At 69.4% G+C, this 17,155-nt stretch carries 15 protein-coding genes; 2 read left to right on the top strand and 13 right to left on the bottom strand.

The window, feature by feature from the left end; translation table 11 throughout:
* Nucleotides 1–2: 2 nt before the first annotated feature.
* Genes NB3_RS32580 through NB3_RS32570 form a run of 3 tightly spaced genes read right to left on the bottom strand, consistent with a single transcriptional unit; the run spans nt 3 to nt 2,424 of the window.
* A complete protein-coding gene (locus NB3_RS32580) occupies nt 3–641 on the bottom strand; it encodes a TetR/AcrR family transcriptional regulator (RefSeq protein WP_067810997.1) in 639 nt (212 codons plus the stop codon).
* Entirely contained in the window at nt 638–1,687 is a 1,050-nt protein-coding gene (locus NB3_RS32575) for a zinc-binding dehydrogenase (protein ID WP_067811033.1), read from the bottom strand. Before NB3_RS32575 ends, NB3_RS32580 begins: the two co-directional genes overlap by 4 nt.
* Nucleotides 1,684–2,424, bottom strand: a complete 741-nt coding sequence (locus NB3_RS32570; RefSeq protein ID WP_084823864.1) for an SDR family NAD(P)-dependent oxidoreductase — start codon at nt 2,422–2,424, stop codon at nt 1,684–1,686. Before NB3_RS32570 ends, NB3_RS32575 begins: the two co-directional genes overlap by 4 nt.
* A 240-nt stretch (nt 2,425–2,664) precedes the next feature.
* Between NB3_RS32570 and NB3_RS32565 the strand changes: the two genes are divergently transcribed.
* On the top strand, nt 2,665–4,845 hold the full coding sequence (locus NB3_RS32565) for a malate synthase G (RefSeq protein WP_067810994.1): 2,181 nt from the start codon (nt 2,665–2,667) through the stop codon (nt 4,843–4,845).
* 631 nt (nt 4,846–5,476) lie between these two features.
* A complete protein-coding gene (locus NB3_RS32560) occupies nt 5,477–5,992 on the top strand; it encodes a hypothetical protein (protein WP_067810992.1) in 516 nt (171 codons plus the stop codon).
* Here NB3_RS32560 and NB3_RS32555 read toward each other — a convergent pair.
* The 10 genes from NB3_RS32555 to NB3_RS32510 all read right to left on the bottom strand — a co-directional run bounded on the left by NB3_RS32555 (nt 5,986) and on the right by NB3_RS32510 (nt 17,104).
* Nucleotides 5,986–6,261: a hypothetical protein gene (locus NB3_RS32555; protein WP_067810989.1), complete on the bottom strand. Its 276-nt coding sequence runs from the start codon at nt 6,259–6,261 to the stop codon at nt 5,986–5,988. The genes NB3_RS32560 and NB3_RS32555 overlap by 7 nt on opposite strands.
* 64 nt (nt 6,262–6,325) lie before the next feature.
* Nucleotides 6,326–7,237 (bottom strand): hypothetical protein, encoded by a 912-nt coding sequence (locus tag NB3_RS32550; protein WP_067810986.1) that lies wholly within the window; start codon nt 7,235–7,237, stop codon nt 6,326–6,328.
* 46 nt (nt 7,238–7,283) lie between these two features.
* Nucleotides 7,284–8,018: a PaaI family thioesterase gene (locus tag NB3_RS32545; protein ID WP_067810984.1), complete on the bottom strand. Its 735-nt coding sequence runs from the start codon at nt 8,016–8,018 to the stop codon at nt 7,284–7,286.
* A 522-nt stretch (nt 8,019–8,540) separates the two neighbouring features.
* Complete coding sequence (locus NB3_RS32540; protein ID WP_067810982.1) at nt 8,541–9,182, bottom strand: DUF305 domain-containing protein; 642 nt, start codon at nt 9,180–9,182, stop codon at nt 8,541–8,543.
* A gap of 2 nt (nt 9,183–9,184) precedes the next feature.
* Complete coding sequence (locus tag NB3_RS32535; RefSeq protein ID WP_067810980.1) at nt 9,185–10,759, bottom strand: LVIVD repeat-containing protein; 1,575 nt, start codon at nt 10,757–10,759, stop codon at nt 9,185–9,187.
* Between the two features lie 154 nt (nt 10,760–10,913).
* Entirely contained in the window at nt 10,914–11,825 is a 912-nt protein-coding gene (locus tag NB3_RS32530; RefSeq protein ID WP_067810975.1) for a 3-methyladenine DNA glycosylase, read from the bottom strand.
* Between the two features lie 28 nt (nt 11,826–11,853).
* The gene (locus NB3_RS32525; protein ID WP_067810972.1) at nt 11,854–12,918 is read right to left on the bottom strand and encodes a hemolysin family protein; all 1,065 of its coding nucleotides are present in this window, start codon (nt 12,916–12,918) and stop codon (nt 11,854–11,856) included.
* Nucleotides 12,911–14,293, bottom strand: coding sequence for a hemolysin family protein (locus NB3_RS32520; protein WP_067811027.1), 1,383 nt, complete (start codon nt 14,291–14,293; stop codon nt 12,911–12,913). Before NB3_RS32520 ends, NB3_RS32525 begins: the two co-directional genes overlap by 8 nt.
* 244 nt (nt 14,294–14,537) lie before the next feature.
* Nucleotides 14,538–15,974, bottom strand: coding sequence for a GuaB1 family IMP dehydrogenase-related protein (locus tag NB3_RS32515; RefSeq protein WP_067810969.1), 1,437 nt, complete (start codon nt 15,972–15,974; stop codon nt 14,538–14,540).
* A gap of 284 nt (nt 15,975–16,258) precedes the next feature.
* A complete protein-coding gene (locus NB3_RS32510; protein ID WP_067810966.1) occupies nt 16,259–17,104 on the bottom strand; it encodes a DMT family transporter in 846 nt (281 codons plus the stop codon).
* Between the last annotated feature and the right edge of the window lie 51 nt (nt 17,105–17,155).

Raw genomic sequence — 17,155 nt, 5'->3', positions numbered from 1 at the left:
GATCAGCCTTTCGTATCCCGCGCGGTGCCGGTCACCACGCCGTCGAGCAAAGTGGTCGCGAGGATGTCGGCGATCTCGCCGGGGGAGCGGCCGCCGTGCGGGCGGTACCAGAACGACACCGTGTTCAGCATGCCGAGCACGCTGTTGGTGACCACGTGATCGTCGGTGCGCAGCAGCCCTTCGGCGTGACCGGCGTCGACGACGCGCTGCCAGCAGTGCTGCACCCGGTCGCGCAGGTCCTGCAGTTGTGCGGCGCGCTGGCCGGTGAGCGCGCCGACGTCGCGCAGTTGGATGGACACCTCGCGCTGATGACGGATGATCAGCCGCACATGACTGTGGATCAGCTCGCGCAGCTTGGTGATCGGATCGCCGGGGCCGTCGGCGATCTGTTCGGCCTCGGCCAACATGAGCTGGGTGTAATCGCGCAGGATCTGCCAGAGCAGCTCTTCCTTGGAACCGATGTGGTAGTACAGCGCGCCGCGCTGCACATCGGCGCGCTCGCCGATCTCGGCCACGCCGGTGCCGTGGAAGCCCTGCTCGGCGAACAACTCGATCGCGGCCCGCACGATCCGCGCCCTGGTGTCGCTCGCCGTCGATTCGGCCGCGGGCGGACGGCCCCGCCTGCGGGACGGGGCGGTCATTCCGACGGATCCAGCACGATCTTGCCGACCCCATCGGCCCGCTCGGCGAACATGCGGTAGGCGGCGGCTCCTTCGGACATCGGGAGGTGGTGGGTGACCACCGCCTCGGGCCGCAGCCTGCCGCCTGCGGTGAGCTTCAGCAGCGTGGGCAGTTCGTACTGGATCGAGCACAGCCCGATGTGGAATTCGAGGTCCTTCACCTGCGCCGCCATCAGGTGGAACGGATAGGCGCGGTTGTGGCTCACACCGATCACACTGACCCGTCCACCGTGCCCGACGGCGCTGATCGCCAGCTTGATCGTTTCGTCGGCCCCGACCGCTTCGATCGCGACATCCGCTCCACCGCGCAACATCTCGCGGATCGCCTGCTTCGGATCGTCCGACTCGACCGGCTCGGCGCCGAGATCGGCCGCCCGCTTGCGGCGCTCGGCGAGCAGATCGACGCCGAGCACCCGGGCCGCGCCCATCGCGAACGCGGACTGCACCGCCATGAGCCCGACCGGACCGAGCCCGATCACCACCACGGTGTCGCCCGGCGCGATCCGGGCGCGCCGGGCCCCGTACCAGGCGGTGGGCGCGTTGTCGGTGAGCACGACCGCGGCGGTGTCGCTCACCTCCTCTGGCAGTCTCGCGAGGTTGCCCGCGGCGTGCGGGACGGCGAGCAACTGGGCCTGGCACCCGGCCAGCGCGCCGCCGAGGCCGTAGCAGGCGTCCACCGGCAGCGGGTGACGAGCGCACGCGGTGACGATGCCCGCCCGGCACTGCGCGCAACCGTCGCACCCGGCCGACGCGGCGACCAGCACGCGATCGCCGACGGCGAAGCCGCGGGTGTACGGCCCTAGTTCCACGATCTCGCCGACCGCTTCGTGCCCGACGCCGTAACCGGCGCCCGCGACGAATCCGTGTCCGGCGTAGATGTGCAAGTCGCTGCCGCAGATGCCCGCCGCGGTGACCCGCACGATCGCGCCGTCGGGGCCGGGCAGGACCGGATCGGGCCGCTCGCCGTACGAGATCTGCTGCGGGCCTTCGTAGGTCAGCGCCTTCATCGCCATCCCCCGTCGATCGCGAGGGTGGCTCCGGTGCAGAACGCGGAGGCCTCGGTGGCGAAGAACAAAGCGGCCCCGACGATCTCCTCCGGCTTGCCGACCCGGCGCAGGGCGTTGTGCTTCGTGAGCTCCGCGCGCAGCTCGTCGGGCCACGCTGTCGCGATATCGGTCGCGAACGGCCCGCACTGAATGGTGTTGACCCGCACGTTCGGCGCGAACGTCTGGGCCAGTCCGCCGGTCAGGGCGTTGAGACCCGCCTTGGCCGCCGAATACGGGACCGCGAAGGGCTCCGGCCTGATCGCCTCGATCGAGGAGATGTTGATGATCGAGCCGCCGCCGTCGGCCGCCATCCGGCCGCCGATCAGCGCCGACAACCGGAACGGTCCTTTCAGGTTCACGCCGATGACCTTGTCGAACAACGCTTCGGTGACCTGGTCCAGACTGGGATACAGCGGTGACAGGCCCGCGTTGTTGACCAGCACGTCCACCCGGCCGAACGCGCCGTAGACGGTCTCCACCAGGGCGTCGCACTGCGCCCAGTCGCTGACGTTGCACGCCACCGGCAGCGCGCGGCGGCCGAACCGTCCCCGCACCTCATCGGCCAGTGCCGCGCACCCGTCCAGCTTGCGGCTGGCGATCACCACGTCCGCGCCCGCCTCGGCGAACGCGAGCACCATCTGCTTGCCGAGCCCCCGGCTTCCCCCGGTGACGACGACGACCTTGTCCGTGAGTGACAACTCGACTCCTGCGCTCGAAAATGTTCCGATCAGTACATTAAATCGGGCGCACGCTAGGATCAAGGGGCTGTCCGGCCGACCGCCGACGGCTCACGACCCGCCGGGTGCCCGACCAACTCGCCTCGGCGCGGCGGACGGATTCGGGCACAGAGCCTGGCTACCCGGCGCGCGGTCACACCGCTACCCACGGGTAACATGGCACTGTTTTCCCACTCGGCTTTCCCGGAAGTGAGGCAGTAGATGACAGAGCGGATTCAGGTCGGCGGGCTCCAGGTGGCACGCGTTCTCCACGAGTTCGTCGAGAACGAGGCGCTCCCCGGTTCCGGCGTGGATTCCGCCGCGTTCTGGGCCGGCGCCGAGCAGGTCATCAATGATCTCGCTCCGCGCAACCGCGCTCTGCTGGCCGAACGCGACGAGATCCAGGGCAAGGTCGACGCCTGGCACGCGGAGCACCCCGGCGCGAACTACGACAAGGCCGCCTACAAGAACTTCCTGACCGAGATCGGCTACCTGCGGCCCGAGCCCGCCGATTTCCAGATCACCACCCAGAACGTGGACGAGGAGATCGCCGCCACCGCGGGCCCGCAGCTGGTGGTGCCGGTGATGAACGCCCGTTTCGCGATCAACGCCGCCAACGCGCGCTGGGGCTCGCTGTACGACGCGCTCTACGGCACCGACGCCATCTCCGAGGCGGGCGGCGCGGAGAAGGGCACCGGCTACAACAAGGTGCGCGGCGACAAGGTCATCGAGTGGGCGCGCAACTTCCTCGACGACTCGGTCACCCTGATCACCGGTTCGCACATCGGCTCGACGTCCTACAAGATCGTCGACGGCGAGCTGGAGGTCGGCCTGGAGGACGGCACCAGCATCGGTCTGGCCGACGCCTCCCAGCTGGTCGGCTACCTCGGCGACCCGGAGGCGCCGAGTTCGGTGCTGCTGAAGCACAACGGTCTGCACATCGAGATCCAGATCGACCCGCAGTCCCCGATCGGCAGCACCGACACCGCGGGCGTGAAGGACGTCGTGCTGGAGTCCGCGGTCACCACGATCATGGACTTCGAGGACTCGGTCGCCGCGGTGGACGCCGAGGACAAAGTGCTCTGCTACCACAACTGGCTCGGCCTGATGAAGGGCGATCTCGCCGAGAAGGTCACCAAGGGCGAGAAGACTTTTACCCGCACCATGAACCCCGACCGCGTGTACACCGCGCTGGACGGCGGCGAGCTGGTGCTGCACGGCCGTTCGCTGCTGTTCGTGCGCAACGTCGGTCACCTGATGACCTCCGACGCCATCCTGGACGCCGAGGGCAACGAGGTGCCGGAAGGCATCATGGACGGGCTGATCACCTCGCTGATCGCCAAGCACAGCCTGGCCGACGACGTGAAGCTGAAGAACAGCCGCACCGGTTCGGTCTACATCGTGAAGCCGAAGATGCACGGCCCCGACGAGGTCGCGTTCACCAACGAGCTGTTCGGCCGGATCGAGGACGTGCTCGGACTCGAGCGCAACACCCTCAAGGTCGGCATCATGGACGAGGAGCGCCGCACCACGGTGAACCTCAAGGCCTGCATCCAGGCCGCCGCCGAGCGGGTGGTGTTCATCAACACCGGCTTCCTCGACCGCACCGGCGACGAGATCCACACCTCCATGGAGGCCGGGCCGATGGTCCGCAAGGCCGACATGAAGTCCCAGCAGTGGATCCTGTCCTACGAGGACTGGAACGTCGACACCGGCCTCGCGGCAGGCCTGCCCGGCAAGGCGCAGATCGGCAAGGGCATGTGGGCCATGCCGGACCTGATGGCCGACATGCTCACCCAGAAGATCGGTCACCCGCGCGCGGGCGCCAACACCGCGTGGGTGCCGTCGCCCACCGCCGCCACCCTGCACGCCACGCACTACCACCTGGTCGACGTGTTCAAGCGGCAGCAGGAGATCGCCAAGGGCGGTCGCCGCGCCACCGTCGACGAGATCCTGGAGATCCCGCTGGCCGCCGCGCCGAACTGGACCGACGAGGAGAAGCGCCAGGAGCTGGACAACAACTCGCAGTCCATCCTCGGCTACGTGGTGCGCTGGATCGACCAGGGCGTCGGCTGCTCGAAGGTGCCCGACATCAAGGACGTCGCGCTCATGGAAGACCGTGCCACCCTGCGCATCTCCAGCCAGCTGATGGCGAACTGGCTGCGCCACGGCATCGTCACCGCCGAGGAAGTGGTCGCGAGCCTGGAGCGGATGGCCCCGGTCGTCGACCGGCAGAACGCCGGTGACCCGAACTACCGGGCGATGGCGCCGGACTTCGCAGGCAGCATCGCCTTCCAGGCGGCCAAGGAGCTCATCCTCGAGGGCACCAAGCAGCCCAACGGGTACACCGAGCCGATCCTGCACCGCCGTCGTCGTGAGGCGAAGGCGCTGGCCTGCGTCTAGTCCGCGCGTGCCGCGAATCCCCCGGTCTCGTCGGCCGGGGGATTCGTGCGTTTGCGGGCGGTCGGAGTTTCGCCTCTCGTTTATCGGTCCGTTACCCTGGGTGCCGCACGAGATCGTTCGATTTGTGAGGAAGATTCATGGGAAGCGTTGTGCTCGACATCGTGGCATTGCTCGCCAATCGCGCGGCGATGTTCTGGAATTGGATGGCCACCGGATCGGCGGGCTTCCCGCCGCTGTGAGCATGCGGTGCACGATGTGCTTCGAGTAGTGAAATCCCCTGGTCAGGTGTGCTGGCCGGGGGATTTTTCGATTCGGGCCCAATCACGAAACGTTCCGAATTGTTCGTTTTCACACTGGTGGGCACCGCTGCTCGGTGAGGGCGAGATCAACAGGTGACGGAATTCGCCGGGGAGCCCTGTATCGAACCATGTGTGGCCCGCGGAATCGGGTGCAGCGCGTACGTTTTCCGCCACGCCCGCTGCGGCGTCCGCGTCGCCGTGATCCCCGGCGCCACGGAGGATTTCGCCGCCGATCCCGCGCGCGAAGCCGCTGCCCCTCGTATCTTGAACACGTGAACTCCGCAGGGTCCGTGCGCACACGGTCGCGTATTCCTCGTTGGTTCGTGCTGTGGATGGGGTTGCTGACCGCCCTGGTCGCGCTCTGCTGCGCGGCGCTGTTCTGGCAACTCGCCGCGGAGGGCACGTTCCCGACTCTCGTCGTGCTCTGGGCGGTGCTCGGTGTGCTCGGCGGGATCGCCGTCTTGTTCGGACTGCTCGGGCTACTGCGCTACCGCGCCGTCTTCTACAGCCTCGCCTCGCCCGTACTCATCGCCGTCCTCGTGGCGCTGACGCTCTACGACGTCCCGGAGGACACCGGCTGGCGCCTCTCCCGCGGCATCCTCGAAGACCAAGCCGTCGACTGCGCGCACTCCGGCCAGCGCACCCGCCTCGGCGTCTACACGATCACCTTCATCACGCCACGCGACGGCGGCTGCCTGTTCTACACCCAGACCGGAGACTCGAATTCGGAGGGCTTCGCCTTCTTCCGCGACCCGGCCACCCCACCCCACCTCGGCCCACCCGCCACCAACGGCATCGAATACTCCGCCTTCGACGGCCAGTGGTACCGCTTCGCCGACACTCACTGAGCCCGGTCGCCGAAGATCTCCTCGAGGGTGTTCGCCGTTGCGGCGCGGGCGATCCACGTGGTCAGGCGCTCGTGATCGGTGCACGCATCGATCTCGGCGGTCAGCTCCGCCGAGACTTCGAAACCGCGGGCAGTGAGTACAGTGCGCAACCCGTTGGCCAAGCCTGAGGCCACACTTAGGGCCCTGAGGATGGCCTTCACCTCGGCGCATTGGTCGGCGTACGACTGCCTGAAGAACCGGCTGTAGTACTGGGAGGTATCGGTAGTCATCGGTCTCCGGGAAGTGCCGTGCGACGTTTCGGGCAGTCGGAATCGCCAAGCATCTCCGAGAATGTCAAAAGGCGAAATCGTCGAAGATCGCTTCGAGGGTGTCGGCGTTGACGGCGCGGGCGATCCACGTGGTCAGGCGGGCGTCGTCGCGGCATGCTTTGATCTCGGCGGCCAGGGCCTTCGGTACGCGGAATCCGCGGCTGGTGAGCACGGTCAGTAGCGCATTGGCTTCTCCTTCGGCTCTGCCTTCCGCTTTGCCTTCCGCTTTGCCTTCGGCTATCCCTTCGGCTCTGCCTTCGGCGTGCAGTTGCTTGAAGAACTGGCTGTAGTACGAGGACGTGTCGGTCGTCATCAGCATCTCCAGGAAGTGCCGGGCCGCTGCGTTCGGCAGTGCGGCCAGTACCAGGTCAATGTACCTTTTGCCGTCCGCGGAGTCGTGTGCTGTCGCGGCGAGGGCGGTGAGGATCGCATCGCGTTCGGGGTCGTTGCGGTGCGCGATGGCCGACAGGGCGGCCAGGTCGGGGCGCTCGAGCGCGGCGTGGGCGTCGCTGACGACCGGCACGTTGGCCGGGGTGAGGACCAATGGCGTCAGGATGAAACCGGGTGCCACGGTGATCGGGCGGCGGCAGTGCCCCGCGGCGCGCTCGTTCGGGCAGACGACGACCAGCAGGACGAGGCAGCGCAGTCGGGCACGCAGCGTGGTCAGGTAGACCGGCCAGCTCCACATCTTGTCGTCGTCGCGTTGCAGCTGCACCTCGACGACGATGCCGAGAACCGGGACGTCGGCCTCGGTAAGCGTGACGACCAGGTCCGCGCGGTACTCGGTGGGTTCGATATCGGGTAGGTCGCCCGAATCGACGCGGGCGTGATCGAATTCCGGGAGGGACTGCCCCAGTGTTGAAGTCAGCAGCTCCGCGACCAAAGTCGGTCTGCGCCTGACCAATTCGATGAGAACTTCGTGTACCGACGAAGGCATGGCGCGGAGGTTACCGATAGCCACCGACAGGTTCGGGTGGGGTGGGTCACCATTCGAAGGGCAGCGGTTGGCGGGGTTCGATCCAGAGTGCCTCGGCGAGGGCGCAGAGTGTTCCGTCGGCGCGGGCCAAGGCCACGCCGACCGTGTGTTTGCGGCCGTCGGCGGAGACCGGCCAGCCGTAGGAGACGTAGGGGTCGCCGGCGCGGACCGGTTCGAACTGGGTGGCGGTGAGGGCGGCGGTGACCGCTCCGGGCCGCAGGTCACGCAAAGCCATCGCGGCCCAGCCGCCGGGGCAATCCAGAGCGGCCCAGACGTTTTCGGTGGGCAGGTAGCCGTCCGGGCCGGCGAGCAGCGGATCCGGTGTCCAGGCGGCGATGACCATATCGTGGGCGGACATGGCCCAGGGCGACAGGCGCAATCCGCGTCCGGGGGCACAAGCCGCGCCGCAGCCGTAGCAGTGGCTCATCTTGCGCAGTGCGCCCGCGGTCGCGCTCGCCGTCCGCGCCTGTTCCCACGTGGGCGCGGGCCGCGGCGTGACCGTGACCGCCGACGGGGAAGCCTCGGCGAGTATCGCGCCGTCCAGGTCGGTGAGTGACGCACCGCCGGAACCGTCGGCGGCCAGCACCACCGGAGTGTCCACGAGCACGCCGCGGCGGAAGTCGACGCGCACCTGCGTGGAGCCGCTCGCGGCGGCGAGCACTCCCGCCACATATCCGCCGAACGCAATGCCCGGATAACCACGCACGTGCGGGGGCACTGTGAACGCATCGGTCCGAATCATCAGCTGCCCAACCTTTCCGGCCGACGATCATGACCCGGCCCAGCCGACGATACCGCCGAGAGGGCGCCGGGCCTCAGCCGGGCCGCCGTGTTCGCGGACCTTCCGACGTCGACGCGGATGATCTCGCCGGTCGCCCTGGGCGGCCCCGCGTTGTCCAGGGCACGGTAGCGGCGGCCCCGCCCACACCGCCGCCGTAGGCCCTGTGCCTGCGTTGGACGCCATCGCGGCAGACCGATCCCGGACGAACCCACTCAGGTCGATCGGATGCCGGAGTACCACCACGGCATCCCGTACCAAACGCGCAGGGCCGTGCCGCCGCCGTTCCTGCTGCACGACGCGATCCGGCTCGGCGCGCCGCACCTCGCCCGATGTCCCCCGGAACCTGCGGCGGGCGTCGAACTGGAGCCGATTCCGCCCGTCAGGCGGCGGCGACTACGACCGGAGCATGCGCCTCGCAGCCGGTCGCGAGGTAAGCGAAGCCTCGGGCTGTGGGTCGTATGTGGTGTCGTAGCGGCCCGCTGGTCAGGGCAGTGGGGCCGCCCCGCGCAGAGTGAGCAGCATGCCCATTACGCCCGCCTCCTGCCCCTGCCCATGGATCATGGACCGGGCGATCTCCTTGACCGGCCCGGAGCGCAGCAGGCCGTCGGCGGCCTCGGCCATCGCGATTCCACCTTGGTGGTGGCGAAACATCAATTGCAGGAACAGGATCTCCGCGTTCGGGCCACGCGCCGCGGCCAGCTCGTCCAGCTCCGCCGCGCTCGCCATCCCCGGCATCACGGCGGCCGTCCGCGCGGCCGCTGCGTGGTGCTGATGCGGCGAAGCGTCCGCCCTGTGCATCCACGCCATCGGCTGTGCGGAGGTGGGCGGCGCGTCGGCCAGGCGCAGCCAGCCGAGCATGGTGCCGATCTCCATGCGCTGCGTGCGGTCGAGTTGTTCGGCCAGCCGGGTGACCGCCGGATCGACCGCGCGGTCCAGCCGCTGCACCATGAGCAGGGCTTGCTGGTGATGGGTGGTCATGTCCTGGACGAAGCCGATCTCGATCTCGGTGAGAACCGGTGCTACCGAACGATCTTCCGGGAACGCCAGGGGCCGCAGCGCGGCGCCGAGCACGAGCAGGGCGAAGGCCGCCGAGGTCAGGGCGGCGATCCGCATCCAGCGCCGCATCGCTACGACCCGACGATCGACCGCTGGTCCGCGGGCGGGGAGTACACGTCGTCGTCCAGTCGCAGCACCATGAATCCGTTGTCCGAACACGCGACGTAGAGCTGCGAGCCGCGCCATTCCGGCGGCGACAGACACCAGTCGGTGGACACGTCGCCGAAGGCGAGGCGGCCGGTGCGCGGGGTGAGGGCATCCAGGGGGTTGAACTGCCCCTCGAGCACGGCGCGCACCGCGGAAGGGGTGCTCATGAGCGGAACGCCGATGATCGAGGCGAGCGCGTGCGGCGAGTTCCACAGGCTGAGGTTCTGTCCCGTGCGGGCAGGCGGGTTGTAGTAGGCGATCTCGCGGATGGCGTAGGGATCGCGGATGTCGAACACCCGGATGCCGGAGGAGATCCATCCGCAGGCCAACGCGGTCGGGTTCTCCTGCCGGTCGGCGGCGCAGTAGTGCGATTCGTAGGCGAAGGCGGAACCGCCCATCGACGAACCGATATTGCTGTCCATGTGCTGGGGCAGGTTGATCTCGAGCTTGATCTTGCCGGCCACCCTCGGTGCGGTGTCGTCGGAGATGTCGATGAGTTTGACTCCGCCGGAACCGCCTTCGTCGACGGTGTAGAGGTAGGGTTTGCCGTCGTAGCTGACCGGGACGCTGTGCTGGGTCGCCCAGCCGTCGGTCCAGAACACCCGCCCCAGGTGGTGCACCTGCGGGTCGGGGTCGCGGCGCTGCACCGCGCTGATGTCGAGGACGGTGAACCCGCCGAGCGCGGAAATGTACATTCGGTTGCCGTCCGGGCTGATGCCGAACCCGTGTGCCTCGATGCCCGTGAGACCCTGCCAGACCACGTGCGGGTCGGCTGGGTCGGTCAGATCCACCGCGCTGACGAAGCCGGGCGCGATCCCGGAGGCCCAATAGGTGTTGCCGTCGGGGGAGAAGCCGCCCTCGTGCGTGGTGATCGGCAGCGGCATCGCCAGATTCGTCCCCGGCCCCGGATTGAGCAGCCGCGGATGCGCGCAATCGGAGACGTCGTAGACCGACAGGTAGCCGACGCCTTCGCCGACCGGTACGCCGGTGCCGACCAGCAGTTTGCGCTCGGTGTTGACCTTGAGGCTCTCCCAGGTTCCGGCGAGCATGGCGGGCTCGGTCAGCGTCACCGTGGGGCGCGGATGCGCCGGATCGGACACGTCGAGTACCTGGACGCCGCGGCCCTCGCTGAACAGGTCGCCGGGAAAGAACGAACCCAGATAGGCGCAGTGCTCGAAACTGGTGGAGGTGATGCCCGCGCCGCGGCCCGCGTAGCCGCCGACGAAGGAGATGTTGCACCGGTAGCCCTGCGTGCTGCGCCCGCTGTCGCGATCGGCGGCGGTGACATCGCCTTGCAGTCCGTTCTCGGGGGCGGAGCCGGGTCCGCAGTCGGCGCGGGGAACCGAGGTGCGCCCCACGTCGAGGAACTCCTGGACGGCGTCACGGGGCGCCGATCGCGGATCGGCCGATGCGCTCACGGGCAGCAGCGCCGCCGTGAGCAGGCCGATGGTGAGCAGAGCCAGCGGTTTGGCGCGGCGCAGTGTGGCCGATGGGCGCATCGTCGCGACCCCCCAACTTCGTCGTCGAGATTGGCTGCCCAGGGTGACTGGGACAGTCACCACCGAACTGACTGAATGGTAATGATTCCGCTCGGCGCGAGGGTGAGTTTCGCCGAATCGCGGCGGGATTCGCGAAGTTTTCCGTCCGGCGTGGTCAGCGCGGCTGAGTCGGTCCGGTGCCGAGAGCGGCGGAATCGGGATGCGCCGACAAGAGTTCCTCGCAGACGCCGAGGAAGGTTCGTCGCAATCCCGCGGCGCGCTGCGTCAACTCGGACTGCGCGCGAACGTACTCCGCGCGCCCCGACGGCGTCTCGATGCGAACCGGCTCGTAACCGAACTCGGACAGATCGTAGGGGCTGGCGCGCATGTCGAGTTCCCTGGCGGCGCAAGCTAGCTCGAAGCAGTCCAGCAGCAGGTCCGAGGAGACCAGCGGGACGAGTTTGAAGCCCCACTTGTACAGATCCATGTTCGCGTGCAGACAGCCCGGCTGTTCGCGGCGGAGCTGGTCGGCGCGGGTGAGCGGCTCGGCGTTGCGGCCGACGGCGTCCGGGGTGAAGAAGCGGTAGGCGTCGAAGTGTGTGCACCGCAGCGGCATCGACTCGAGCACGGCGTCGGTGCCCGCGTGTCCCAGCCGCAGGGGAACCTTCTGGTGGCGGATGTCGTCGGTGCGATACACCATCGCCCATTCGTGCAGGCCGAAGCAGGACAAGTGAGCGGGCCGAGAGGCGGTGGCGCGCAACAGCTCCGCGACGAACGCGACGGTATCCCGGCGTTTGCCGAGGTAGGCGGGATCAGCGGTGTAGCAGTCCGCACCGGAATCGGTGACGACGTGGTGATAGCCGCGGGCGCCCCGGTATTCGGCGGCGTCGGCCAGCCCGATGCCGTATCCCGGATGCCAGCGCCGCAACTGCGCGGGTTTGTGCCCGTAGTAGGTGAACAGGAAATCGATCACCGGATGCGACGAACCTTGCGCTCGGCGCTCCAGATAGGGCCCGACCAGATCGTCCAGCCGGGCCCGGTGTGCGGCCGCGGACGCCCGCCACCGCACACCGGACAACACCCGCATCGCTACCGCACCCCGCCTGCCCGGATGGTCACTCGCCCACCCGATGCGTTCCGTCTCGGACGGTGCCGACGAACTCCTCCACCAAGTCCTCCAGGGCGACGATGCCGGTGGTGTTGCCCCGGTCGTCGACCACCCGGCCGAGATGGCTGTTGGTGCGCCGCAGCCGCGCCAGCGCCTCGTAGAGCGTCGCGCCCATGCCCACCGTCGGCAGCGGGCGGATATCGGTGCGCGGAATCGGCGTCCCCGGACCGGCGCTCTCGTCGGCCACCTTGTCGAGCACATCCTTGACGTGCAGGTAGCCGACCAGCGAGCCGTCGTTCGCCCGCACCGGGAAGCGGGAGAAGCCGGTCTCGGCGACGGCGGACTCGATGTCGCCGAGTGTGGTCCCGTTGCCGCGCAGCGGGATCGATCGGGTGGCGTCCAGCGGCACCATCACGTCGGCGACCACCCGGTCGCTGGTGCCGAGGGCCTGGGTGAGGCGGCGGTGCTCTTCCTCGTCGAGCAGCCCCTCCGAGCGGGACTCGCCGATCATCTCGGCCAGTTCGACCGTCGACACGGTGGCTTCCAGCTCGTCCTTCGGCTCGACCCGCAGCATCCGCAGCGACAGGTTGGCGGCCAGGTTGTACACCGCGATGAGCGGGCGGGCCAGCCGCAGCCACATCAGGTGCACCGGCACCAGCAGCAGCGCGCTGCGTTCCGGCCCCGCCAGCGCGATGTTCTTCGGGATCATCTCGCCGAACAGGATGTGCAGGATCACCACGATGGTCAGCGCCAGGGCGAAGGCCACCGGGTGCAGCAGTTGCTGCGGCAGGCCGAGCAGCTCGAACGGGCCTTCCAGCAGGTGCGCGACGGCGGGTTCGCCGACGCGGCCGAGCAGGATCGAGCAGATGGTGATGCCGAGCTGCGCGGCCGCGAGCATCATCGAGAGGTTCTCACCCGCACGGATGACGGTGTTCGCGTTGCGCTTGCCTTGCGCGGCCAGTGCTTCCAGCCGGTCGCGGCGAGCGGAGATGAGCGCGAACTCGGCGGCGACGAAGAAGGCGTTGCCGCCGAGCAGCACGACGGTGAGCAGCACGCCGAACAGGTCACCCATGGCTGTGCTCCTTGGTCGCGATGACGTCGGCGTCGACCGGGATCAGGCGGACCCGGTCGATGCGCCGCCCGTCCATGCGCTCCACCCGGGCGATCCAGCCGCCGGAGCCGTGGCTCTCCGGCGCCGTCCACTGCTGCGAACGGGGATTCGGCAGCACGACTTCGTCGCCGGGCACCGGGATGCGGCCGAGCCGGGTCAGCACCAGACCGCCCAGCGTCTCGTACTCGCCTTCCGGCGCGTCGTATCCGGTCGCCCGGGACACCTCGTCGATGCGCAGCAGGCCCGAGCAGTCCCAGCCGTCGAGGACGCGGCGGACGTCGCGCTCCTCCTCGTCGTGCTCGTCGCGGACGTCGCCGAGGATTTCCTCGATGATGTCCTCCATGGTGACCAGGCCCGCGGTGCCGCCGTATTCGTCCACGACGAGGGCGACCTGCATGCCGTCGGCGCGGACCCGTTCGAGCACCTCGTCGCCGTCCAAGCTGGCCGGCACGATGGGAACCGGCTGGGCGAGCCGGTGCAGCGGGGTGGTCGCGCGCGCGTGCACCGGGCGGGTGAACGCCTGCTTGACGTGCACGAAACCGAGAGTGTTGTCGAGATCGCCGTCGATCACCGGGAAGCGGGAATAGCCGGTGCGGCCCGCCGCGGCGATCAGATCGGCGATGGTGTCGTCCTTGTCGAGCGACTCGATCTTCACCCGCGGCGTCATCAGTTCCTCGGCGCTGCGCTCGCCGAATTGCAGGGAGCGGTCCATCACCTGGGCGGTGGGCTGGTCGAGCGCGCCGCGCAGCGCGGACGTGCGGACCAGGGAGCCGAGTTCCTGCGGCGAGCGGGCCGAACGCAACTCCTCGGCGGGCTCGACGCCGAGCCTGCGCACCACCCAGTTGGCGGTGCCGTTGAGGAAATGGATCATCCACTTGAACACCACCGAGAAGGCGATCATCGGTCCGGCCGTGACGCGGGCGGTGGCCAGCGGCTTGGCGATGGCGATGTTCTTGGGCACCAACTCGCCGTAGATCATCGACAGCGAGGTGGCCAGGATCAGCGCCAGCGTCAGCGCGACGCCGCTCGCGGCCGCTTCGCTCAGCCCGAGGCCGGCGAACACCGGATGCAGCAGCCTGGCCAGCACGGGCTCGGCGATGTAACCGGTGATCAAGGTGGTGATCGTGATACCGAGCTGGGCGCCCGACAGCTGGAACGACAGCGTGCGATGCGCCTTGCGGACCATGCGGGCGCGGACGTCACCGGTGCGGGCGTGCGCCTCGACGGTGCTGCGCTCGAGGGCGGTGAGGGAGAATTCCGCGGCGACGAACAGGGCCGTGCCGACGGTGAGTGCGATGAATCCGATCAGGCTGAGCGCGGTGAGCGCGACGGACATGGTCAGCACCACCCGGACGGTGCTGCGTGACGGCCTGTGCGGAATGGGACTACTGCGGAGCGGAGGACGCCGGGTTGGTCACCCGGCTCGATAGAGGAGCCCTCCTGTGCGGCGCCCTCGGACGCGGGTGACAACTGGATCCTTTCGCAAATGAGTCGTGGTGCCGGTATCCGGCAACCACCATGCTACCGGCCCACGTGCCGAGCGACGTGGGCCGGTGCCGGTGCGGTGCGCGTGTCGGCGCTCACCAACCGCTCGGCAGCGGGCGGCCTTCGGCGAATCCCGCCGCGGACTGCACGCCGAGCACGGCCTTGTCGTGGAATTCGGCGAGCGTGCGCGCTCCCGCGTAGGTGCACGCGCTGCGGACGCCGGAGCAGATGTGGTCGATGAGGTCCTCCACGCCGGGACGCTCGGGGTCGAGCCGCATCCTGGAGCTGGAGATGCCCTCTTCGAACAGTCCCTTGCGGGCGCGGTCGAATTCGCTGTCGGAGGCGGTGCGGGCGGCGACGGCCCGCTTGGAGGCCATGCCGAAGCTCTCCTTGTACGCGTTGCCGTCGCGATCGACACGCAGGTCGCCGGGGGACTCGTAGGTGCCGGCGAACCAGGAGCCGATCATCACGTTGGACGCGCCTGCGGCCAGCGCGAGCGCCACGTCGCGGGGATGACGCACGCCGCCGTCGGCCCAGACGTGCACGCCGATCTCCGCGGCCGCGGCGGCGCATTCGGCCACCGCGGAGAACTGCGGGCGGCCGACGCCGGTCATCATCCTGGTGGTGCACATCGCGCCGGGCCCCACACCGACCTTGACGATGTCCGCGCCCGCCGCCGCCAGCTCCCTGGTGCCGTCGGCGGAGACGACGTTGCCTGCGACCAGCGGGACGCCGAGCCCGAGATCTCGCACCGCGGTGAGCGTTTCGAGCATCTTGGTCTGATGCCCGTGCGCGGTGTCGATGACCAGCAGATCGGCGCCCGAATCCACCAGGGACTTGGCCTTGGCGGCCACGTCGCCGTTGATGCCGACCGCGGCGGCGACGCGCAACTTGCCCGCGGCGTCGACGGCGGGCTGGTAGATGCCCGCCCGCAGCGCGCCGGTGCGGGTCAATATCCCCGCCAGGGTGCCGTCCTCGGCGGTGAGCACCGCGAAGTCGGCGTGCTCGGCGTGCATCAGGTCGAACAGATCACGCGGAGTGGTGGTAGCGGGCGCCCGGACGAAATCGGTGACCGCGACCTCGCGCAGGCGGGCGAAGCGGTCGACGTCGGCGCAGGCGGCCTCGGTCACCACACCGACCGGACGTCCGCCGTCGACCACCACCACCGCGCCGTGCGCCCGCTTGTGCATCAGCGCCACCGCCTCGGAGACCGAGCGGTCGGGGGCGAGCGTGACGGGGGTGTCGGCGGTGAGCGAACGGCTCTTGACGAAGGCGATGGTGTCGGCGGCCGCGGTGATCGGCAGGTCCTGGGGGAGGACGACGATGCCGCCGCGGCGGGCCACGGTCTCGGCCATCCTGCGCCCGGCGACCGCGGTCATGTTCGCCACGACGATCGGGATGGTGGTGCCGGACCCGTCGGTCGTCGACAGATCGACATCGAAGCGCGACGCGACGTCCGTCCGGTTCGGGACGAGGAAGATGTCGTCGTAGGTCAGGTCGTACGGCGGCTGATGACCGGGGAGAAAGCGCACTCGACCGATGATATCCGCGCGCCGACCGGTGCGCGCCGTTCTCTCGCACTCGCCGGGACCGGCGGCGCGGGTATGGCGGCGGCCGCGCACGTGCGGGAAGTCGTCGCGGAACCGCCCGTGACGCCGGTACCGGAACCGGGCACGGGGCTCGTCACGAACTCATTTCTGCCTGCTTGTTGCGTGAAGATCCGAACACGCGGAAGTGTCGCCGGATTTCGCCCGCGACTGGGTACGAGCGTTGTCGCGCGTATCGCCGGAGCCGAGAATTCGTCGTCACCCGTTGCCTAAGCGGCGGCTTGCGAGCGGGAGAGCATGATCGTCGCGGCGGCCATGACGAGCACCGCGCCGGCGGTCACGACCAGCCCGGCGGTGTTCGTCCGCAACCGCTCGTCCAGCACGGCGATGCCGATGAATGCCGCGGCCAACGGCTCGGCGACCGTGACGGCGGGCAGGGACGCGGTCAGCGGTCCCGCCTGATAGGCGCGCTGCTGGAGATAGACGCCGGTGACACCGGCCCCGACCAGCGCCCAGGTCTGCCAGCCGCTCAGCACGTCGCCGAGACCGTCCTCGAACAGGTCGGTGACGTAGTCGGTGAGCGCGGCGGCCAGCCCGTAGAGCGCGCCGCTCGCGGCGCCGACCAGCAGCGCGCGCCACGCCGGGTCGCGCGCGGCGATGCCACCGGCGGTGGCGGCGGCGATCAGGCCGAGCAGGATGCCCAGCGGCACGAGCCAGTCCCGCAGCGGCGCACCGGTGTTGCCCTCGGTGGGATCGCCGATCAGCAGGAAGCAGGCCAGCGCGGCGGTCAGCGCGAGCGCGGTCGCCCAGGTGCGCCGCGTCACGCGGCGGTTGTTGAGCCGGGCGGACAGCGGCAGCGCGAACACCAGCGCGCTGACCAGGATCGGCTGCACCAGCAGCACCGCTCCCAAGGCGAGCGCGACGACCTGCATGGCGTATCCGCCCGCGTCGCCGACGACACCCGCCCACCAGCGCGGGGTGCGCATCAGCGAGCGGATCAGTGACGCGCCCTCCGGCACCGCGGCCGCCGCGTGCTGTTGCGCGACCGCGGCGATCGCGAACAGCAGCGCCGCCAGCAGTGCGCAGAGGACGGCCGCTGCCGCGTGGGTCGACACCTTTCAGTTTGCGCCGCGATTGCCCCGTTGCGGTGACTGTTGCGCCCGCAC

The sequence above is a fragment of the Nocardia beijingensis NBRC 16342 genome, from assembly GCF_001612785.1.
GTDB classification, from domain to species: Bacteria; Actinomycetota; Actinomycetes; order Mycobacteriales; family Mycobacteriaceae; genus Nocardia; species Nocardia beijingensis.
The sequence above is the reverse complement of the archived record's forward strand: the minus strand, read 5'-3'. Positions and strand labels throughout refer to the sequence as shown.